The 20,872-nt window shown below is 66.5% G+C and carries 19 protein-coding genes and 2 tRNA genes; 8 read left to right on the top strand and 13 right to left on the bottom strand.

Going from position 1 to position 20,872, the window contains the following annotated elements; all coding sequences use genetic code 11:
• Position 1: 1 nt before the first annotated feature.
• Positions 2–1,213 carry a tetratricopeptide repeat-containing protein gene (locus OXR00_RS07850; protein WP_267387637.1) on the top strand — a complete coding sequence of 404 codons (1,212 nt, stop codon included), beginning with the start codon at positions 2–4 and terminating at the stop codon, positions 1,211–1,213.
• On the opposite strand, the gene OXR00_RS07855 is transcribed toward OXR00_RS07850, so the two are convergent.
• The 5 genes from OXR00_RS07855 to OXR00_RS07875 form a co-directional block, all read right to left on the bottom strand.
• On the bottom strand, positions 1,210–1,521 hold the full coding sequence (locus tag OXR00_RS07855) for a hypothetical protein (RefSeq protein ID WP_267387640.1): 312 nt from the start codon (positions 1,519–1,521) through the stop codon (positions 1,210–1,212). The genes OXR00_RS07850 and OXR00_RS07855 overlap by 4 nt on opposite strands.
• Positions 1,522–1,604: 83 nt before the next feature.
• Complete coding sequence (locus OXR00_RS07860; RefSeq protein ID WP_346731989.1) at positions 1,605–3,152, bottom strand: DHA2 family efflux MFS transporter permease subunit; 1,548 nt, start codon at positions 3,150–3,152, stop codon at positions 1,605–1,607.
• Entirely contained in the window at positions 3,149–4,249 is a 1,101-nt protein-coding gene (locus OXR00_RS07865; RefSeq protein ID WP_267387913.1) for an efflux RND transporter periplasmic adaptor subunit, read from the bottom strand. Before OXR00_RS07865 ends, OXR00_RS07860 begins: the two co-directional genes overlap by 4 nt.
• A 149-nt stretch (positions 4,250–4,398) precedes the next feature.
• On the bottom strand, positions 4,399–5,835 hold the full coding sequence (locus tag OXR00_RS07870) for an efflux transporter outer membrane subunit (protein WP_267387643.1): 1,437 nt from the start codon (positions 5,833–5,835) through the stop codon (positions 4,399–4,401).
• The gene (locus tag OXR00_RS07875) at positions 5,832–6,323 is read right to left on the bottom strand and encodes a MarR family transcriptional regulator (RefSeq protein WP_267387646.1); all 492 of its coding nucleotides are present in this window, start codon (positions 6,321–6,323) and stop codon (positions 5,832–5,834) included. The genes OXR00_RS07870 and OXR00_RS07875 overlap by 4 nt, the downstream gene beginning before the upstream one ends.
• Before the next feature lie 160 nt (positions 6,324–6,483).
• On the opposite strand from OXR00_RS07875, the gene OXR00_RS07880 reads away from it, so the two are divergent.
• The gene (locus OXR00_RS07880) at positions 6,484–7,569 is read left to right on the top strand and encodes an acyltransferase (RefSeq protein ID WP_267387649.1); all 1,086 of its coding nucleotides are present in this window, start codon (positions 6,484–6,486) and stop codon (positions 7,567–7,569) included.
• A gap of 60 nt (positions 7,570–7,629) precedes the next feature.
• Positions 7,630–7,705, top strand: a tRNA-Val gene (locus tag OXR00_RS07885).
• Positions 7,706–7,858: 153 nt separating this feature from the next.
• Here the strand turns inward: OXR00_RS07885 and OXR00_RS07890 are convergent.
• Positions 7,859–7,935: transfer RNA gene (locus OXR00_RS07890), tRNA-Pro, on the bottom strand.
• 183 nt (positions 7,936–8,118) lie between these two features.
• Between OXR00_RS07890 and yajC the strand changes: the two genes are divergently transcribed.
• From yajC to OXR00_RS07915, 5 genes are all read left to right on the top strand, one after another.
• Positions 8,119–8,463, top strand: coding sequence for a preprotein translocase subunit YajC (yajC, locus tag OXR00_RS07895; RefSeq protein WP_267387652.1), 345 nt, complete (start codon positions 8,119–8,121; stop codon positions 8,461–8,463).
• A gap of 4 nt (positions 8,464–8,467) precedes the next feature.
• Positions 8,468–10,066, top strand: coding sequence for a protein translocase subunit SecD (gene secD, locus OXR00_RS07900; RefSeq protein ID WP_267387655.1), 1,599 nt, complete (start codon positions 8,468–8,470; stop codon positions 10,064–10,066).
• Between the two features lie 72 nt (positions 10,067–10,138).
• Positions 10,139–11,110 carry a protein translocase subunit SecF gene (gene secF, locus OXR00_RS07905; protein ID WP_267387658.1) on the top strand — a complete coding sequence of 324 codons (972 nt, stop codon included), beginning with the start codon at positions 10,139–10,141 and terminating at the stop codon, positions 11,108–11,110.
• Complete coding sequence (locus OXR00_RS07910; protein WP_242147571.1) at positions 11,110–11,484, top strand: MTH938/NDUFAF3 family protein; 375 nt, start codon at positions 11,110–11,112, stop codon at positions 11,482–11,484. Before secF ends, OXR00_RS07910 begins: the two co-directional genes overlap by 1 nt.
• Before the next feature lie 77 nt (positions 11,485–11,561).
• Positions 11,562–12,851, top strand: a complete 1,290-nt coding sequence (locus OXR00_RS07915) for an adenylosuccinate synthase (protein WP_267387662.1) — start codon at positions 11,562–11,564, stop codon at positions 12,849–12,851.
• Between the two features lie 42 nt (positions 12,852–12,893).
• Here OXR00_RS07915 and OXR00_RS07920 read toward each other — a convergent pair whose 3' ends face one another.
• The 7 genes from OXR00_RS07920 to OXR00_RS07950 all read right to left on the bottom strand — a co-directional run bounded on the left by OXR00_RS07920 (position 12,894) and on the right by OXR00_RS07950 (position 20,808).
• On the bottom strand, positions 12,894–13,199 hold the full coding sequence (locus tag OXR00_RS07920) for a hypothetical protein (protein ID WP_267387663.1): 306 nt from the start codon (positions 13,197–13,199) through the stop codon (positions 12,894–12,896).
• Between the two features lie 287 nt (positions 13,200–13,486).
• Positions 13,487–14,554: a chorismate synthase gene (gene aroC / locus OXR00_RS07925; protein ID WP_267387664.1), complete on the bottom strand. Its 1,068-nt coding sequence runs from the start codon at positions 14,552–14,554 to the stop codon at positions 13,487–13,489.
• 92 nt (positions 14,555–14,646) lie between these two features.
• The gene (gene fabI, locus OXR00_RS07930) at positions 14,647–15,450 is read right to left on the bottom strand and encodes an enoyl-ACP reductase FabI (protein WP_313931910.1); all 804 of its coding nucleotides are present in this window, start codon (positions 15,448–15,450) and stop codon (positions 14,647–14,649) included.
• Positions 15,451–15,452: 2 nt separating this feature from the next.
• Positions 15,453–16,424 carry a YihY/virulence factor BrkB family protein gene (locus OXR00_RS07935; RefSeq protein WP_242147579.1) on the bottom strand — a complete coding sequence of 324 codons (972 nt, stop codon included), beginning with the start codon at positions 16,422–16,424 and terminating at the stop codon, positions 15,453–15,455.
• A 6-nt stretch (positions 16,425–16,430) separates the two neighbouring features.
• The gene (locus OXR00_RS07940; protein WP_267387667.1) at positions 16,431–17,369 is read right to left on the bottom strand and encodes a DnaJ C-terminal domain-containing protein; all 939 of its coding nucleotides are present in this window, start codon (positions 17,367–17,369) and stop codon (positions 16,431–16,433) included.
• 66 nt (positions 17,370–17,435) lie between these two features.
• Positions 17,436–18,326 carry a transglutaminase family protein gene (locus tag OXR00_RS07945; protein WP_267387914.1) on the bottom strand — a complete coding sequence of 297 codons (891 nt, stop codon included), beginning with the start codon at positions 18,324–18,326 and terminating at the stop codon, positions 17,436–17,438.
• 1 nt (position 18,327) lies between these two features.
• Positions 18,328–20,808 carry a circularly permuted type 2 ATP-grasp protein gene (locus OXR00_RS07950; RefSeq protein ID WP_267387669.1) on the bottom strand — a complete coding sequence of 827 codons (2,481 nt, stop codon included), beginning with the start codon at positions 20,806–20,808 and terminating at the stop codon, positions 18,328–18,330.
• Positions 20,809–20,872: the final 64 nt, after the last annotated feature.

Genomic DNA, 20,872 nt, shown 5'->3' on the forward strand with positions numbered 1-20,872 from the left:
TATGACCGACTCCGACATTCTCGGCCTGCACCGCATCCTGCCGATGGCGTTCGAGCGGCAGGACATGACCGCGCTGTGGGCCGACCGCGCCGCTCGTGTCGCGGCGGACGCCGGCGATGCGGCGGCGATGATGGACCTGTCGATGATCCTGCAAGCCCATGCTCGCACCGACGAGGCGCTGGCGATGATGGCGGAGGCGCTGAAAATCCGCCGCAACTACCGCGTCGTCCACGGCGACGGCAGCGGCATCCGCCTGCTCGCCTTCGTCACGCCGGGCGATTTCATGGCGAACACGCCGGTCGATTGCCTGCTGAACGGATCGGATGCGGTGCTGTGGCTGCACTATGTCGATGCCGAAACCCCCGATCTCGACGATCTGCCCGAACATGACGTCGCGCTGCTCGCGATCGGCGAGGCGACTGCGCATCGACCGGTCCTGGTGCGGATGGCGGCGTTGCTGCCCGGGCTGCCTACTCCCGTCCTCAATGCCGACCCTCACAAGATCGCCAGTCTCACCCGCGACGGCGTAAGCGCGATGTTCGCGGACGAGACCGCACTGCTGGTGCCGCGCACGCACCATGTCGGTCGCGCCGCACTGGCCGCCGTTGCGGCGGGCACCGTGACACTCGAAGCAACGGTTGCCGGCTTGTCGTTTCCGATCATCATCCGTCCGCTCGGAACGCATGCCGGCGGCGGTCTCGACCGGGCGGACGATTCCAGCGAGCTTGCCACCTACCTCGGGTCATATCCGGACGATGCGTTCTTCCTTGCGCCGTTCGTGGATTATCGCGGCGCCGACAGGCTGTTCGGCAAGCAGCGCATCGTGCTGATCGGCGGCAAGCCGTATCCCAGCCATCTCGCGTTGTCCGACCATTGGATCGTGCATTATTTCGGTTCAGGCATGGCCGAGAACCCGGCGAAACGCGCGATCGAAGCGGCGTGGATGGCCAATTTCGACACCGACTTCGCAGCGCGCCACGCCGACGCCTTTGCGGCGCTCAACCGTCATATCGGGCTCGACTATTTCGGCATCGACTGCGCGGAACTGCCGGACGGGCGACTGCTGGTGTTCGAGGTCGACGTCGCGATGATCGTACACGACCTCGATGACGTCGCGACCTTCCCCTACAAGAAACCGGCGATGCAGCGGCTGTTCGACGCGTTCGTTGCGGTGGCGCAAGCACGCGTAGCGGCGCTGGCGAACGCAGCCTAGCCGGAGACGTCGATCGTCGCGTGGAGGCCCGTGCCATTGCTGACCACGGAGACGTGCGCACCATAAGCCAGCGCGGCGGTGATCTGCTGGACGACCTGCCGGACGACGTGCGTGTTGGCACCGCTGGATGCAGCCTCGAAGCGGTCGTCGCGGATCGCATCCGGCAAGGCGGCGAGTGGGACCGGTGCCGAGCGGGCCGGCTGGCTCGATGCGAGCGCTGTCGACGTGGACGTTGCCGTATCCGGTGCGGTCCGCCGGATACGCGGCAGGCTCAGTTCCGGTGCGGATACCCCTGTGATGGCTGACATGGACAAGACCCCTCCCGCGCCGGTCAACACCACCATCCCTTAACCGCCGCTATCCGCGCGTGGTTGATCCCGGCGAAACCACCTTAATCCGCAACCGGACCATGATCCGCCGGGGCCGGGCGCCGCGCCAGCCACACCACCCCGATCAGCACGATCGAGATCCACCCGCACAGCCAGAAGATTTCGAGCGAGGCGAGCAGATACGCCTGCCCGACGATCTGCCGCATCACCGCGCCGACCGCCTGCCCCGGACTCGCGCCCAGCGTCTGAAGCTGGTCGAGCGTCTGCCGGTAGACCGGCGACCAGTTGCTGCCAGCCTCGGCCAGCCGGGTCTGGTGAAGCGCCTCGCGCCGATCCCAGAAGGTGGTGGTGAGCGAGGCCGCGAAGCTGCCGGCGGTGATGCGCGCGAAGTTGGAGATGCCCGACGCCGAGGGTACCTTCTCCGCCGGGATCCCGTCGAGCAGGATGGTGATGAGCGGCACGAAGAACGCCGCCATCGCCACGCCTTGCAGGAAAAGCGGCGTCGCGAGCACGAGGAAGCTCGCGTCCGGCGTATACCAGGAGCGCATGAAGAACGAAGCCGCGTAGCAGACGAACGAGAAGGACGCGATCCAGCGCACGTCGATCCTGAGCCGCTGGATGATCGGCGTCATCACCACCGCCATGATCCCGGCCGGCGCGGCGACCAGCCCCGCCCATGTCGCGGTGTAGCCCATCTGCTCCTGAAGCCACAGCGGCAGCAGCAGATTGTTGGCGAACAGCACCGCATAGCCGAGGCAGATCGCCAGCGTACCCAGCGCGAAATTGCGCCGCTTGAACAAGGACAGATCGACGGCGGGCTGGCCGTCGGTCATCTCCCAAATCACCCAGGCGACGAAGCCGACCACCGCGCACACCGTCAGCACGACGATGGTGGTGTTGTTGAACCAGTCGCGATCCTTGCCGAGATCGAGCATCGTCTGGAGGCTGAACACCCAGAAGGCGAGCAGCATCAGACCGACCGTATCGATCCGCACCTTGCGGGTCGGCGTCTCGCGCGACTTGAGCGACTGCCAGGAGATGAACCCCGCCGCCAGACCGATCGGCACGTTGATCAGGAAGATCCAGCTCCAGTGATAATTGTCGGAGATGTACCCGCCGAGCACCGGGCCGAACACCGGCGCGGCCAGCGTCGTCATCGACCAGATGCTGAGCGCGGTGCCGCGTTTGTGGGGCGGGAAGATCGCGATCAGCAACGCCTGGCTGCCGGGGATCATCGGCCCGGACACGCCCCCCTGGAGGATGCGGAAGAAGATCAGCGACGGCAGATCCCACGCGAGCCCGCACAGCAACGATGCGACCGTGAAGGCGAAGACCGATACGGTGAAGGTCTTCACCACGCCGAAGCGCTGCATGAACCAGCCGGTAAGCGGCACCGTCACCCCGTTCGCCACCGCGAACGAGGTGATGACCCAGGTGCCGTTGTCCGAACTGACGCCGAGGCTGCCCGCGATCGTCGGCAGCGAGACGTTGGCGATCGTGCCGTCGAGCACCTGCATGAAGGTGCCGAGCGCCAGCGCCACCGCCGTCACCGCAAGCGCGATCCCCGCGAGAGGCGGCGGCCCGGCGGCCGCCTGCGGCTGGCTGCTCACCGGGTGCGGCCCAGGTTCTGGTTGATGATCTGGCGGATGCGCGCGTCGATCGCCGGACCGCCGTCAAGGCTCATTTGCGTACCGCCGGCGGGCGGCGCGGCAGCGGCGACGAGCGGCTTGGACTGATCGGCGGTGTCGACCGTCACGCTCGCCGACAATCCGACGCGCAAGGGGTGCTGGCGCAGCTCGGCCGGGTCAAGCGCGATGCGGACCGGCACGCGCTGCACGATCTTGATCCAGTTGCCCGACGCGTTCTGCGCCGGCAGCAGCGAGAACGCGCTACCGCTGCCCGCGCCAAGACCCAGCACCTTCCCGTGGAACACGAGCTTGCCGCCATAGACGTCGGCGGTGATCTTCGCCGGCTGGCCGACGCGAATCTGCTCGAGCTGCGTCTCGCGGAAGTTCGCGTCCACCCACAAGCTGTCAAGCGGCACCACCGCCATCAGCGGCGTACCCGGCGCGATTCGCTGGCCGAGCTGCACGGTACGCTGCGCCACCACGCCATTCATCGGCGCGACGATGTGCATGTGGCTGGAGTTGATCGCCGCCTGTTTCACGTTGGCGATCGCGGACAGCACGCGCGGGTTGGTGTAGATGCTGGTGCCTGCGACGGCACTCGCCGCCTGCGCGCGCTTGGCAAGCGCGAGGTTGAGCGCGGCGTTGGCGGTCGTCACCGCGTCGGCGGCGTGGCTCACCTCCTCGCCCGAAACGGCACCGTCGGCCGCCGCACCCCGCCGGCGCGCCAGATCGCTGCGCGCCTTGGCAAGATCGGCGCGCGCCTGCGCGATTTCCGCACCCGCCTCATCGACGGACGCCGTGTCGGAGCGCACCGCCCGCACCGCTTGGCCGAGCGCCGCCTCCGCCGCTTGCAGCGACACGTCGGTAGTCGCCGGATCGAGATCGATCAGCGGCTGGCCGCGCTTCACCGCTTGCGTATTGTCGGCGTGGATCGCCAGCACGGTGCCACCGTCGCGCGCGGTCACGCTCACCACGTTGCCGCCGACATAGGCGTCGTCGGTGTCCTCGGTCGGCGGCGCGGTGAACACGTGGATCGCATAGACGATCGCGGCGATCAGCAGGATCACGCCGAGGATCATGAAGGCGATGCGCCGTGCGCGCGGTTTGCCGGGCGGTGGTGCTGGCGGAGACGGCGGCGGCGCGGGCGCCGGCGCGGCTGCGACGGGCGCGTCGTCATACGCCTCCGCGCGCAGATCACGGTCACGGTCGATGCGGATGGAGTCTTCGGTCATAGTCCCGCGTCCCTGGTGTTTGCTGCCATCGTCGTGCGGGCGTCGAAGCCCCCGCCGAGCGCGGCGATGAGTTTGATCCGTTGGCCGATCGCATTGGCCTGCGCGTCGATGCGCTGCTGCTCGGCTTCGAGCAGGCGGAACCCGGAATCGACCGCGTCGAGCCGCGATCCGAGTCCCGTCGAGGTTCGCACCGCATCGAGCCGCACGGTCTCGCGCAGGCCGCCCACGATCCTGTCCTGCTGCACCAGCGCGGCATCGGCGGCGCGCACGTTGGTGATCGCATCGGCGGTATCGCGTACCGCCACGACGACGCTGGAATTGTAGCTCGCCACCGCGCGATCGAGATCGGCGGTCGCGCCGCTATATTGCGCGCGCAGCCGGCCGCCCTCGAAGATCGGCAGGTGCAGCGCCGCGCCGCCCGCGACCTGTCCCGACCCGCTCGCAAAGAACGAGCCGAGCCCGAGCGAGGCGAGCCCCGCCAGCGCGGAGATGTTGACGTTGGGCAGGAAATCCGTGGCGGCGACGTGCTGCCCCGCCACCGCCGCGTCGATGCGCGCCTGACCCGCAAGCAGATCGGGCCGCCGGCCAAGCAGATCGGCCGGCAGCACCGCCGGCACTTGCGGCGGGTGATCAAGCGACAGCGTCGGCGTGGTGATCTGCGGATAGAAATCCGCGCCCCGCCCGACCAGCGCGGCGAGCGCGTGGATCGCCAGCTCACGTTGCTGGCTGCTGCGCACCTTGGCCTGCTGCGCCTCGGCCAGCAACGTCTCGGCGGTGCGCGCCTCGAACTGCGTGGCAAGCTGGTGCCGGATGCGCGACTGGACGTAGCCGACCGCCTGCTGGCGCGTCGTTACGAAGCGGTCGGCGATCTCGATCTGGCGATCGGCCTGGACGAGGCCGGCATAGCTCTGCGCGACGGCGGTCGAGATCATCAGCCGTGCGGCCGCGGCATCGAGTTCGGCGGCACGCTCGCTCGACCGCGCCTGCGCGACCAGCGTGCGCTGGCGGCCAAACAGGTCGAGATCCCAGGCGAGATTGGCCTGGAGCGACGGCACCGAATAGACGTGCCCGCCATAAGGCGGCGGGATGATGTAATTTTCGCTGAACCGCTCGACCTGCAAGCCCGTGTCCGCACTGAGCTGCGGCAACTGGCCGGCATGTTGCACCTCGACCGAGGCCTGCGCCGCGCGCACGCGCGCGATCGCGCCGACGAGGTCGGGATTGTCGGTCAGCGCGAGATCGACCAGTCGGCCGAGTTGCGCATCGCCGAACGCATCCCACCAGCGATCCGACACCACCGCCGTTCCGGCGAGGCCAAGCGCGGCAGGTTTCAGCTGCGTGACCTGCGGCGCATCGTGCGGCACGCTGGCACAGCCGGCAAGCAACAGCGCCGTGGCGGCAACGATCCCCCGCCTCATCATCGGCTTCATCATGATATCGCTTCCCCTGCGAAGACCGCGCTTTCCTTGCCGAGCATCCGCTCCGCCACCACCAGCAGCCGCGCCAGCATCGCCGAGAACTGCTCGACCTCGGCATCGCTGAAATCGGCGACCAGTTCGTTCCAGCCCGCCACCACGATCGGCGCGAGCGTCTGGACCAACGCGTCACCAGCATCGGTGACTTTCAGGCCGACGAGGCGCCGGTCCCCGGCGCTGCGATCGCGCGCCATCAACCCGCGCTCCTCCAGCGTGTCGATCAGGCGGGTGGTGGCACCGGAGGTGATGTTCAGCTCCCGCGCCAGCTCGCCCGGGTTCGATACCGCAGCATCCCGCACCACCTTCAGCGCGATCCACTGCGTCACGGTCACGTCCTCCGCCGCGAACCGCCGTTCGAGCAGCGTCTTCACGTCCTGTTCGAGCCGCCGCAGCATCCGCCCTGGCGAACGCTGCGTCGCGCAATCCTCGATGCTGAGTCGTGCCAAGATGCTGCCTCCGAAATATCTGCACGTGCAGATAGTGCGCATGCACGTGGATGCAAGCTGATTTTGGTAGCCGTTACAAAAGTCGGGTTAGCGCGCCATCAAGCGGCAGGTCGCCTTGGTCGTCACCGGCTTTATCGCTAAGGGATCGGACGGGGCTGCGATGACGCTGGGGGAAATGGGCTTGTCACGACCGGCTGGCGACACATTCGAGGTTGTCTCGATCCAGCAGTTACGCGGGCTCGCCGCGATGCTCGTCGTGTTTCAGCATGCGAACGCCGCCACCGACTGGCTGTTCGCGCCCTTCTCGCATCTCAAGTTCGGCATTGCCGGTGTCGATATCTTCTTCGTCATCAGCGGTTTCATCATGTACGTCGCGGCGCGGCGCGAGCGTGCCGATACGTTCCTGGTGAAGCGCGCGATCCGGGTCGTGCCGCTCTACTGGATCGCAACCGCAGCCCTCGTGCTGATGCGGTTCAGCCATTTCGGCGAACCCGATCTCACCGCAACGACGATCGTGAAATCGCTGCTGTTCGTTCCGTATCGCTACGATCTGTCGAGTTGGCACGTCTATCCCGTGCTGGTGCCGGGCTGGTCGCTCAACATCGAGATGGTCTTCTATCTGCTGTTCGCGGTCGGCCTGCTGCTGCGCCGTCCGGCGTGGTTCAGCACGATCGCGATCGTCGTGGCGGTGACGATCGGGATTATCACCCACCCGGAAGACGCGGTGCCGTTCACCTACACGCGTCCGATCATGCTCGAGTTCGGGGTCGGGCTCGGCGTCGCATGGGCCTATGAGAACGGTCGGCTGGCGCGGCGGATGGGTGCGGCGTTGCCGGCAGGGGCGCTGCTGATCCTCACGTCCGACCTGCTACCGCTGGACGACGCCCTCACCCGCGCGCTGGGCGGCATGGGCGTGGTGGTCGGCGCACTGGCGCTGGAGGCGCACGGTACCCGGTTGCAGGCACGGCTCGCAACGATGATCGGCGATGCGAGCTACTCGATATATCTGTTCCATGTCATGGTGCTGATGCTGCTCGGCCGCGTCATGCCGCACTTGCCGCTGCATGGCTGGCCGCAATATCTCGCCTTCATGGTGATGGTTTTCGCCAGCGTCACCACGGCGGGTTATCTGATCTTCCGCTACGTGGAGAAGCCGCTGACCCAAGCGCTGCGCCGCGCGGTACTACGGCCGGCCGAGGCCGCGTCGGTGTTCGACGACGCTATACCGGCGCCACAGCAGCCGTGATGTTCGAGCGGCCTTGCAGCCCCCGGAGAATCCGCTAAGACGCGCTTTCTCCGCACGCGGGGGCGATTAGCTCAGTTGGTAGAGCGTCTCGTTTACACCGAGAATGTCGGCGGTTCGAGCCCGTCATCGCCCACCAGCGTTGCGGATGATACCGCAGCAAGGCTGCGGCGCACATAAGCAACGCCCGGCCAGCGCAAACAAAGCGCGCCACAAGGCACGGCTTTACCGCGACTGACGGCGCGCGACCCGCGACCGCGACGTTTCGACAACCAGAGGTGTGTAGAAATCTTGGTCGGGGCGACAGGATTCGAACCTGCGACCCCCACACCCCCAGTGTGATGCGCTACCAGGCTGCGCTACGCCCCGACCGAGGGACGCGCCAATAAGCGGCACCGCGCCGCGATGCAAGCGCGAACGGCATTGCGCGCTTCCACACAGGCGATTGTTGCGCGCCCTTCGCGACCATGATAGCGCGCGCCGCTTGTAAGCGGGGCGGTTGCCGCTCCCGCACGCCCGGCGCTTGCCGGCGAATCTTTAGTTCGGGACGTTATGTTCGCCAGCCCAGCCTTTGCCGCTTCCGCCAGTTCGTCCGCCGCCGGGTCGGGCGGCATCGCCTCGATGTTCCTGCTGTTCTTCCCGTATATCGCGATCGCGGTGGTCGGCTATTTCCTGCTGCTGCGCCCGCAGCAGCAGCGGCTGAAGGCCCAACAGGCCAAGATCGCCGCGGTGAAGAAGGGCGATTCGGCGATCACCGCCGGCGGCGTGCTTGGCAAGGTGACCAAGGTCGAGGATCAGTATGTCGAACTGGAAGTTGCCCCCAATGTCCGCATCCGCGTCGTCAAGGCGACGCTGACCGAGGTGACCGGCCTCAACACCAAGCCCGCGAACGACTGATATCATGCTCGATTTCCCGCGCTGGAAGATCGCCTCGATCCTGGGGCTGCTCGCCTGCCTGATGGCGCTGGCGATTCCGAGTTTCCTTCCTGAGAAACAGACCGATACGTGGGGCTGGATCCCGCACCCGCACGTCAATCTCGGCCTCGATCTTGCCGGCGGCAGTTACCTGCTGCTGGAGGCGGATACGTCCGATCTCGCCAAGACGCGCCTGAATGCGATGCGCGATCAGGTGCAGAGCGAGATGGCGCGCGCGCCCGCGATCGACATCGGCGACATCGCCAGCGACACCGGCAAGATCAGCTTCATGCTGCGCGACGTCAGCAAGGTCGATGCGGCCCGCGAACGGCTCAACAAGCTGACCGCCGGCGCAGGCCTTACCGGGCAGCGCGACTGGGATCTCAGCGTCGTCGATTCGTCGCGGATTGTAATGACGCCGACGCAGGCCGGCTTCGACCAGGCGCTCAACCAGGCGATGGGTGATGCCACCGAAGTGGTGCGCAAGCGTATCGACGAACTCGGCACCAAGGAGCCGACCATCGTGCGCCAGGGCACCGACCGGATCGTCGTGCAGGTGCCGGGCCTCCAAAACCCACAGGCGCTGAGAGATCTGCTCGGCAAGACCGCCAAGCTTGAATTCAAGATGGTCGACGAAACGCCGGCCGATCAGGCGCAGGCCGCAAAGGGCATCCTCCCGCTCGGCGACCAGATCCTGCCGTATGACGATGGTACGCCCGGCACCACCATCATGGTCAAGCGGCAGGCGATCCTGACCGGCGACCAGCTCGTCACCGCATCGCAGGGCTTCAAGCCAGAGGACAATTCGCCGATCGTCAACTTCACCTTCAACAGCGAAGGCGGCAAGAAGTTTGCGCGGATCACGCAGACCAACATCGGCAAGCGCTTCGCGGTGATCGTCGACGACCGGGTCATCACCGCACCGTCGATCAACACCGAGATCCTCGGCGGTAGCGGCTATATCGAAGGACGCTTCACCGTCGCCAGCGCGAACCAGCTTGCCATCGCGCTGCGGTCCGGCAAGCTGACGATCCCGTTGAAGGTGGTCGAGGAACGCACCGTCGGCCCCGACCTCGGCGCCGATTCGATCCATGCCGGTATTCTCGCCTGCACGATCGCGGTGCTCGCGGTCATCATCTTCATGTTCCTGACCTACGGCCGTTTCGGCGCCTACGCGAACCTGGCCGTCGTCATCAACGTGGTGGTGATCGTCGGCGTGCTGGCATTGCTGAACTCCACGCTGACGCTGCCGGGCATCGCCGGTTTCGTGCTGACGGTCGGCACTGCGGTCGATGCCAACGTGCTCATCAACGAACGCATCCGCGAGGAGCGTCGGCGCGGCCGCAGCGTGCTGCAATCGGTCGAGCTCGGCTACAAGGAAGCGAGCCGTACGATCTTCGAGGCAAACGTGACGCACGCCATCTCGGCGGTCATCATGCTGCTGATGGGCTCAGGCCCGATCCGCGGCTTCGCGATCGTGCTGCTGATCGGCATCGTCACCTCGGTGTTCACCGCCGTGGTCTTCACCCGCATGCTGGTGGTCACCTGGATTCGCCGCACGCGCCCGACGGATATCACGATATGAACCCGTCTCCCTGTGGCGCCCGCTGCGTCCTCCCCAACAAGACCCCGGCTCCTGCCGGGGTGACGGTGTAAAATGCGCCTGCTGAAACTCGTTCCCGATAACACCAACCTGCCCTTCGTCAGCTTGCGGACGTGGGCTTTCGCGCTGACCATGCTGTTGTCGATCGCGGCGGTTGCGCTGACGGTCACACGCGGCCTCAATCTTGGCGTCGACTTCGTCGGCGGCCTGATGATCGAGGAGAAGTTCGCAACGCCGCCCAATCTTGATACGCTGCGCACCACTGTCGATCGGCTCAACCTCGGTGAGGTGCGGCTTCAGAATGTGGGTGACGAGAAGACCGTCTCGATCAAGCTGCCGCCACCCAAAAGTGCCGACAAGGGCGCCACCGACGCGGTCGTCAAACAGGTGCAGGCCGCGATCACTGCCAAGTTCCCCGACGCGCGCTTCTCCAAGCAGGACGCCGTCTCGGGCAAGGTCTCGAACGAACTGATCTGGAAGGGTGCGCTCGCGGTCGTTCTCGCAGTGCTCGGCATCGGCCTGTTCGCGATCTTCCGCTTCGAGTGGCAGTTCGGCGTCTCCACCGTCGTCGCCATCGTTCACGACGTGCTGATGACGCTCGGCTTCTTCGCGCTGACGCAGCTGGAGTTCGACCTCAACATCGTCGCCGCGGTGCTGACCATCATCGGGTACTCGATCAACGACAAGATCGTGATCGACGACCGCATCCGCGAGAACATGCGCCGCTATCGCAAGATGGACATGCCGCAGATCGTCGATCTCTCGGTGAATGAGACGCTGCCGCGTACCGTGATGACCTCGCTGACGATCCTGATCGCGCTGCTCGCGCTGCTGATCTTCGGTGGACATGTGTTGCGCGGCTTCACCGCCGCGATGATCCTCGGCATCGTCGTCGGTACGTATTCGTCGATCTATGTGTCGTCGTCGCTGCTGATCTCGCTCGGGCTGCGGCCCGATCCGACCAAGGGTGACATGCCGACCGGCAAGACGGTGCCGAGCGAAGGCATGCCGACGAAGAAACGCTGATGCGGATGGACAAGAGCCAGGGGAGCGACGGGCCGATCGTCTCGGCGTTCTCGCTCGGCGGCTTCAAGGTCGACGAGGGCGTGTACCGCGCGTTGCTGCTCACGCCCGAGCGTGCGGACGGCTGGGAACCACCGGCGCTCGACGCGCTCACGCCGGAGGCGATCGCGCCGCTGTTGGCGCTCGATCCGAAGCCGGAGTTTCTCCTGCTCGGCACCGGCGCGACGCTGGTGCGGCCACCGGTCACCTTTACACGCGCGGTCGAGGCGATGGGCTTCGGCATCGAGGCGATGGACAGCCGCGCTGCCGCCCGCGCCTGGGCGGTGTTGCGCGGAGAGGGCCGCTGGATCGCGGCGGCGCTGTTCCCGCTCGCCTGAGGGCTGATTAGGCGTGGACCGCGCGCGGCTGGCCGATTAGGGATCGCGCTTCCCGGCGACAAGATGGAACGGATGTTTTGGCGAACGTAGCGGTAATCGGCGCCCAGTGGGGCGATGAGGGCAAGGGCAAGATCGTCGACTGGCTGGCGGAGCGCGCCGATGTGGTCGTGCGCTTCCAGGGCGGGCATAATGCCGGCCACACGCTCGTCGTCGGCGAAGCGGTCTACAAACTGTCGCTCCTCCCCTCCGGCATCGTGCGCGGTACGCCTTCGGTGATCGGCAATGGCGTGGTGCTCGATCCATGGGCGCTCAAGGCCGAGGTCGAGAAGCTGCGCGGCCAGGGCGTGACGATCACCACCGATACGCTGATGGTCGCCGATACCTGCGCGCTGATCCTGCCGCTGCACCGCGACCTCGACGGCCTGCGTGAAGACGCGAGCGGTGCCGGCAAGATCGGTACGACACGGCGCGGCATCGGCCCGGCGTACGAGGACAAGGTCGGCCGGCGTGCGATCCGGGTGTGCGATCTCGCCTATCTCGACGATCTCGGGCCGCAGCTCGATCGCCTCACCGCGCATCACGACGCGCTGCGTGCAGGCTTTGGGGAAGCACCGATCGACCGTGCGGCGTTGCTGGCCGAGCTGCGTGAGATTGCAAGCTTTGTGCTACCGTTCGCACGGCCGGCATGGCGTGACCTGAACGCGGCGCGTGAGCGTGGTCGCCGAATCCTGTTCGAGGGCGCACAGGGCGTCCTCCTCGACGTCGATCACGGCACGTACCCGTTCGTCACGTCGTCGAACACGATCGCGGGCACGGCGGCGGGTGGCTCCGGCCTCGGACCGGCGGCGGTGGGCTTCGTGCTGGGCATTGCCAAAGCCTATACGACGCGGGTTGGCTCCGGCCCCTTTCCGACCGAACTCGAAGACGAGACCGGCGAGCGGCTCGGACAGCGTGGACACGAATTTGGTACGGTAACGGGCCGCAAGCGCCGCTGCGGCTGGTTCGATGCGGTGTTGCTGCGCCAGTCGGCGGCGGTCGGCGGCATCACCGGCATTGCGCTTACCAAGATCGACGTGCTCGACGGCTTCGACGAGGTGAAGATCTGCACCGGCTACAAACTGGGCGAAGGGACGCTTGATTATTTTCCTGCACACGCTGCCGATCAGGCGCGTGTTGTACCCGTGTACGAGACGATGCCAGGTTGGCAGGAATCGACGGCTGGGGCCCGTAGCTGGGCTGAACTTCCTGCACAGGCCATCAAATACATTCGCCGTATCGAAGAACTGATCCGCTGCCCGGTAGCGCTGGTGTCTACCAGTCCGGAACGGGAGGACACGATCCTGGTGCGCGATCCTTTCGCGGATTAAAAGGCGACGCCCGGCAGCGTGAGCCGCCGGGCGTTCCCGATATTAATGACGACGCTTTTTCGACTTCGTCGTCATTTTGGTCGACGTGTCGGTGGTCGAGGTTCCGGCAGTCGATGCCGAGTCCCCGGCCGTACCGGTCGTCGACATCGTGTCGGTCGATGCCGGCGGCGTGGTGGACATCGTCGAATCCGGCGTGCCGGTCGTGGTGCCCATATCCGAGGTCCCGGTGGTTCCTGCGGTTCCGCCTGGCATCGTCTGGCCACCGGTGGTGCCGGCGCCGCCCGTGGTCGTGCCGGTCTGTGCAATTGCTGCTGTCGACAGACCAAGTGCCGCAACGGCGAACATCATGCTCTTTCGCATTGTATCTCTCCAGTATCACCTGATGGTGTTCAGGCTCGGGGGTTAGAACGCACGTATCCCACAATAGAATCTCAGCAGATCGCTAATTTAAAACGGCCTGGCGTTTACCAAGCATTGGGAGAGTAAGACGTGTCGGAGGCGTTGTTCTGACACGCAAGCTCCCGCGTCTGTTGCCGACACCGCGATGCTGTAAAGTTGCGAAGTACAACCACTGACCTTGATCAATGATGTGGTTCAGCGGCGATGATCGATTGCTTCAACGTCCGCTTCGGCAGTCACCCGCATTGTGCTCGGTGGAGGAGCTTCTGGTCGGCCAGCACCAGCGCCACCATCGCCTCGACAACCGGCACGCCGCGTATGCCGACGCAGGGATCGTGGCGACCTTTGGTGCGCAACTCGGCAGCGTCACCGTCGCGGGTGATGGTCGGCATTGGCGTGAGGATCGAGCTGGTCGGCTTGAAGGCAACGCGCAGGGTGACCGGCTGCCCGGTTGCAATGCCGCCGGCGATGCCGCCAGCGTGGTTTGCCGCGAAGATCGGTCCCGCAGGTCCGGGGCGCATTGCGTCGGCGTTCTGCTCACCCGTGAGGGCGGCTGCGGCGAAACCGTCGCCAATCTCGACGCCCTTTACCGCGTTGATGCTCATGCAGGCGGCGGCCAGTTCGGAATCGAGCTTGGCGTATAGCGGGGCACCCCAGCCCGCCGGCACGCCTTCGGCCCGACAGGCGACTACCGCCCCCAGCGACGACCCTGCCTTGCGCGCGTCATCGACCAGCGCCTCCCAGCGCGCAGCGGCTTGCGGGTCGGGGCAGAAGAACGGGTTGTTGCCAATTTCGGCCGCGTCGAAATTGGCGTGATCGATAGCGTCGCCGCCGATCGCCTCGACCCAGGCGAGGATCCGCACCTCCGGGATCACCGCGCGCGCCACCGCGCCGGCGGCGACCCGAGACGCGGTTTCGCGCGCCGACGACCGGCCGCCGCCGCGATAATCGCGGAAGCCGTATTTCGCGTCATAGGCATAATCGGCGTGGCCCGGCCGATAGGCGAGCGCGACCTCGGAATAGTCTTTGGAGCGTTGGTCGACATTGTCGATCATCAGGCTGATCGGCGTGCCGGTGGTTCGCCCCTCGAACACCCCGGACAGGATGCGAACCTGGTCGGGCTCCTGCCGCTGCGTGGTGAAGCGCGAGGTGCCGGGACGGCGCTTGTCGAGGAACGGCTGTATGTCGGCTTCGGACAGCGCAATGCCGGGCGGGCACCCGTCGACCACCGCGCCGATGGCGGGACCGTGCGATTCGCCCCAGGTGGTGAACCGGAAAACGCGTCCGAACGTGTTGAAACTCATGGCAAATGCGCCCCCGGGGAGGGTTCACAGCGGGTGGTGCGCCGGAGCCGCCCCGTCAGCCCCGACCCCTCCGTAGGTCGAGAGGCGCGCCGTCAGGCCAGCGCGATATCCGGCGCGTCCTCGGCCTTCATGCCGATGACGTGGTAGCCAGCGTCGACATGATGCGTCTCGCCGGTCACGCCGCTCGCCAGATCGCTGAGAAGATAGAGGCCGGCCCCGCCGACATCTTCGATCGTGACGTTACGCTTCAACGGCGAATTCAGTTCGTTCCACTTCAGGATCAGGCGGAAATCGCCGATTCCCGAAGCCGCGAGCGTCTTGATCGGTCCGGCCGAGATCGCGTTGACGCGGATGTTGTCACGACCGAGATCGACCGCGAGATACTGCACGCTGGTCTCCAGCGCAGCCTTGGCGACACCCATCACGTTATAGTGGGGAATGACCTTTTCGGCGCCGTAATAGCTCAAGGTCAGCAGGCTACCGCCATTCGGCATCATGGCTGCGGCACGCTGCGCGACGGCGACGAACGAGTAGACCGAGACGTTCATCGTCAGCAGGAAGTTGTCGAGGCTGGTGTCCATGAAGCGGCCACGCAACTCGTTCTTGTCGGAGAAGCCGATCGCGTGCACGACGAAGTCGATCGTCGGCCAGTCGACGGCGAGCGCGGCGAAGGTTCTGTCGAGCGCGGCCATGTCGCTTACGTCGCAATCGAACAGCCGTGCGGTGCCGAGTTGCTCGGCAAGCGGGCGGACCCGCTTCTCCATCGCCTCACCCTGGTAGCTGAACGCGAGTTCCGCGCCGGCCTCGCTCAACTTCTTGGCGATCCCCCACGCAAGCGAGCGATCATTGGCGAGGCCCATGATAAGCCCGCGCTTGCCCTTCATCAATTCGTTCACGCCTATAACGTCCCTGTTGTCGCATCCGTATGCGGTGTCTCTACTCCCGGTTGCAGCGGTTCCGCCAGTGCCGCGTTGAGGTGCGCGCCGAACACGATGCCCAGGCCCACCAGAAAGAAGAACAACAGCGTGATGATGACACCTGCAAGGCTGCCGTAGGTGAGATCGTAATCGGCGAGCCGCGACAGGACGATCGGCAGCAGCGCGGTGATCGACAGCCACCAGGCGGTGGTGAACAGCGCGCCGGGCCATTCCGGCGATTTACCGCCAAAGCGGTATTTGGAGGGCGTGACCGCGACGAACAGCATGAACAGCGCCAGGAACATGACGAAGCCGGGGATCAGGCGCGACAGGCCGATCCATCCCGCGATGTTCTGCGCGAACGGCAGCAGCGTGTAGATGAACTGCTCCACAGCGACGAGCAGACCCTGCACCAGAAACGAGAACACCGCGAGGATCACGGACACGAGGATCACCGCCATCGAGCTCAGCCGGTAATGCCAGAACGGCTTGCTCGATTTGACGCCATACGCACGGCGGAAGATGTCGCGGATCGTCTCGACGAAGCTGCCGACGCTCCACAGGGCGACGAGGCCGCCCAGCCAAGCGAGCGAACTGCCGCTGCGTGCCTGCAGAACATGCGCGATCGGGTCACGCAGCAGATCCGCCACCGATCCGGGCAGCACGTGCAGGAACGAGGCGACCGCGCGCTGCGTCTCCGCGCTCTGGCCGAACAGCGAGGCGATGACTGCGGCCAGAATGAAGAACGGGAACACCGTCAACAACGCCAGATAGGCCAGGTTGCCGGCATGGATGAACCCGTCCGACAAAACACCCAGCACCACGCGTTTCACGATCAACCAGGCGTAGGTGAGCCGCTTGAAACCGACCGGCACATCTTCCGGCTTGAGACCGATGCCCTCCTCGCCGTGCAGTCCGCGTTCTTCGGGCGAGAAGGGTGAGATGTCGGCCATATTTCCTTAGACGCCCAGATTGGCGCGCGGGTTCCTCTTGTCCTGGTCTTTCCAACCCTCGACGAAGGCGACGAGTGCATCGTCGCCGACCGGCAGGTCGACCATCAGCGTGACGAGCTGGTCGCCGCGCCCGCTGCCGTCCGCCTTGTGGAAGCCGCGCCCGCGCAGCCGCAACGTCTTGCCGGAGGTCGATCCCTTCGGCACCGTCAGCATCACCTCGCCCTCCACCGTCGGCACGCGCACGGCCGCGCCCAGCACCGCCTCGGACAGGCTGACCGGCAGGTCGAGCCGCACATTGTCCCCGTCGCGTGTAAAGAAGCGATGCGGCTGGATCTCGATCTTGACGATGCCGTCGCCTGCCCCGCCCGGGCCGACCTGCCCCTTGCCGGCGAGCCGCATCTGCGTGCCGTCCTCAAGGTTGGCGGGCAGTTTGAGGTCGATCGTCTTGCCGTCGCCAAGCGTCACGCGCTGCGGCGTGAGCGTCGCGGCATCGACGAACGGGACCTTCAGTTCGTAGACGACGTTCGGCCCCTTCGGCTGCGGCCGGCGCCCGAACCCGCCAAAACCGCTGGCGAAGCCACCGCCACCGCCGCCGCGCCCGCCGAACAACCCCTCGAAGAGGTCGCTCGGGTCGCCGCCGAACTCGAACCCGCCCTCGGACGGGCGGAAGCCGCCGCCGGGATGCACGCCACCGCCGCCGCCAAAACCGAACGGCGCGGACGGGTTACCGTCCCCGTCGATCTCGCCGCGATCGAAGCGCGCGCGCTTGTCCTTGTCGTTGAGCAGGTCGTACGCCTGCGTCACCTGGCTGAACCGCTCGGACGCCTTGGGATTGTCCTTGTTGCGGTCGGGATGGAGTTCCTTCGCGAGTTTGCGATAGGCCTTCTTGATGTCGGCCTCGCCGGCGTCTCGCGCCACGCCGAGCGTCTTGTATGGATCGGCCACGATATTCCCCGATGTGAAAACTTTGCGTCCATTTGGTGCGTCGGCGCGCCGAACGCAATTGTCGCGTTACGCCGCCGCTTCCATCTCCGGCGCGACGTCGACGCTGACGTCGAGCTTTTGCGCGCCCGCTCCCAGCACGATGCCGTCGATCGGCGCAATGTCGCCGTAATCACGGCCGACCGCCGTGATGATATGGTCGTTCGCCATCCAGATGCCGTTGGTGGGATCGAGCCCGACCCAGCCGATCCGCGCACCACACCATAGCAGCACCCAGGCGTGCGTGGCATCGGCACCGACCAGCCGTTTCTTGCCGGGCGGCGGGATGGTGCGGATATAGCCGGAGGCATAAGCGGCGGGCAGACCGGCGGTGCGCAGGCCGGTAATCATGATCTGCGCGAGATCCTGACACACGCCGGCGCGCTGGACGAAGGCCTCGTGCGGTGACGTGTCGATCAGCGTCGCATCGGAGTCGAATTTGAACTCGCGGCGGATGCGCTGGCACAGCGCCATGCCCGCCTCAAGCGCGCCGCGATCCGGCTGGAGATCGAGCGCGCAATAGTCGCCGATATCGCGGTCGAGCGGGATGCGCGGGGACGGGAACAGATAGGCAGCTGGCCCTACTGGCGAGACGTCGCGGCTGGCGCGTGCGGCCTGCGCGACTTCGGCCAGCGTGGGATCGTCGGCGGCGGGTACCGGTGCGGGCCGATCGACCGCGATACGCGAGATACTGTCGATCGACAGGAACTTGACCGGTTCCTCGACCACCAGCCGCATGACATTGGCAAGCCCGCCCTCGGCGCGGGTCGGATAAGTGCGGCCCGAGGGCGAGATCACCAGCCGATACTCGAGCAGTTCCTGTCCCGGCCAGGCCACCGGCTTCAGCCGCAGGTTGCAGCGCGCGAACTTGGCCTGACCCTGATAGTCGAAGCGCGTGATGTGGCGGATGTCGTAGATCATATCAGGCAAGCGTCATGCCGGCGGCGCGGAGCGGTTCGGCGCCTTGCAGGAAATAGCGGCGCGCGATCGCGTCAGACAGCGCGTAGAGTTGCTGCTCGATCTTCTTGAGCGCCGGTTCGCTCAGTTGCGCGGCGCTGGCGGTCAGCACGGCGGCGAGCAGCGCGTTCGCCTGCGCCTGTTGGTCCTCCGCCATGCCGTCGTCGCCGAGCACCGGCAGCGCGCCGAGATGCTCGACGATGCGCTCGATCTGATAAGCGAGGCTGCGCGGGTTGCCGGGATCGAGCGCGACGAGATCGACCACCGGCACGCGGGCGATGCCGGTCAGGTAGCGCTGGCGATAGCTAATCTGGCTGTCGGCAAGGTCGAGCAACGTCGACAGATCGTCGACGCCGGTGCCGGTCATGCCGAACGCGGGCACCGCGCGCGCCATCGTCAGCGCGCGTTCGATCCGGCGGCCGAGATCGTGGAACCGCCACGCCGCCGTCCGCCCCATATGCTCCGCCGACAGACCGGCAAGCGCGGCGTAGCGGCGTTGCAGCGAGCCGGTGCGATCGAGCATCCCGCCGCGCGTCGGATAGGGTGCATCGAGCAGCCGCACGAAATCCGCCGCGAGCCGGTCGCGCGAGCCCTTGCCGATGCCGCGCGCCGAGCGGTTGATGGCGCGGACGCTGTGCGTGTCCTCGCTTTCCAGCGCGGTGCGGGCGAACTGGATGAGGTCGGCGCGCTTAAGGCTGGCGGGTTTGCTAGCGGCACCGCCGTTCACCACCAGCGCGACCAGTCGCCGGATCGTCTCCACGCCCAAGGCACCGCCGGCATCCGCGTCGATCGAATTGCCGAGCATCACGCGGATGATGTTGAGCAACGCCTCGCCGCGTTCGAGATAGCGACCCAGCCAGAAGAAATTGTCCGCCACCCGGCTCGGCAGCGTACCGGGGTTGCGGCGGATGTGCACGGTGTCGGCGGGCGGCAGCAGCGACACCGCATCGACCGGGTCCGATCCGTGGATCGCGACATCGGCGGACCAGGTGCCCTCGCCCATTACCGTCGCGCGCACGTCCGGCTCCGCACCGATCCGCGCGAAGCCTCCGGGCATCACCGTCCACTGGCCGTCCGCCCCGCGCGCCGCGAACACGCGGAGCGTGAACGGGCGCGGGACGAGCCCGGCCTCGGTAACGACGGGCATGGTCGACAGCCGCACGATCTCCTGCCCGACATAATCCTGCGGGCGCAGCGCCATATCGGCGAGCAGGCGCGCGCGGGCCTGCCCGGTGATCTCGGCACCCGGCAACGGCCGCAGCCCATCCATGCCCTGCGGCTGCACCCCGAACGCGGGGCCGATCAGCAGGTTGTCGAAATCCTCGATCACGGTGGCGCGCGCGCGGTCCTGCCCACACCACCACGTCGCAATGTTGGGCAGGAGGAGGTCGCGACCGGTCTCACGCGCGCAGATGCGCGGCAGGAACGCCGCGAACGCCGCGGATTCAGGCACGCCGACGCCCGGCGCGTTGGCGACCAGCGTATTGCCCGCGGCCATCACGTCGATCAGGCCCGGCACGCCGATCTGCGAATGCGCATCGAACGCGAGCGGATCGAGCAGGCGCGGGTCGATGCGGTGCCACAAAGCATCAATGCGCTTCAGTCCGCCGATCGTGCGGACGTACAGCTTGTCCTCCAGCGCGGCGAGATCGGCACCCTCGACGAACAGGAAGCCGAGGTAACGCGCGAGATGCGCCTGTTCCGCGTAGGAGATGCTGTAGCGGCCGGGCGTAAGCAGGCCGATGCGCGGCTCGGTCCGGCGGCAGGCGGCGGCGAGGCCGTCTCGGAACGCGGCGAAGAATGGCGCGTGGCGCTCGATGTTCAGTCGCGTCTGCAACCCGCCGAACGCACGGCTGATCGCCAGCCGGTTCTCCAGCGCATAGCCGGCACCGGCGGGCGCGCGCAGATGATCGGCCAGCACGCGCCACTCGCCGGTCGGCCCGCGCCCGAGATCGAACGCGACGAAATACAGATGGTGGTCGCCGGTTGGTTCCAGCCCAACCATCGGCCGCAGGAAATGCGGGCTGCCGGTGACGAGTGCCGCCGGGATCAACCCCTTTTCAACCAGCTTGGCCTCGCCATAGAGATCGGCGACGACGTGTTCGAGCAGGTCCGCACGCTGGACGATACCGGTGGCGATCTGCGCCCATTCCGCACCCTCGATCAGCAACGGCACCGGCGACAACGGCCACGGCCGTTCCTCGGATTCTCCGGCGATGCGGAAGCCCGTGCCGATATCCTCGGCATGGTGCTGCACGCGTTCGCGCGCACCCTCCAGATCGTCGCCGCCAACGGTGACGATCTCCTCCAGCATCGCCGCCCACGCGGCGCTGTCGGACGCGTCGCACAGCACGTCGCCGGCGCGACCCTTGGTGCAATAGTCCGCGATCCAGCGCCGCGCGTGAACGGACGGATCAAGCAGGCTCGTCGCGGTCAGCGTCGGCACGTCAGGTCAGCCCCTTTTGCAGTGCGCAGGTGTCACCAACGCATCATAGCCCGCCCGTCGCGTC

Origin of the sequence: Sphingomonas sp. GC_Shp_3 (assembly GCF_026540945.1) — a bacterium.
Taxonomy (GTDB): domain Bacteria; phylum Pseudomonadota; class Alphaproteobacteria; order Sphingomonadales; family Sphingomonadaceae; genus Sphingomonas.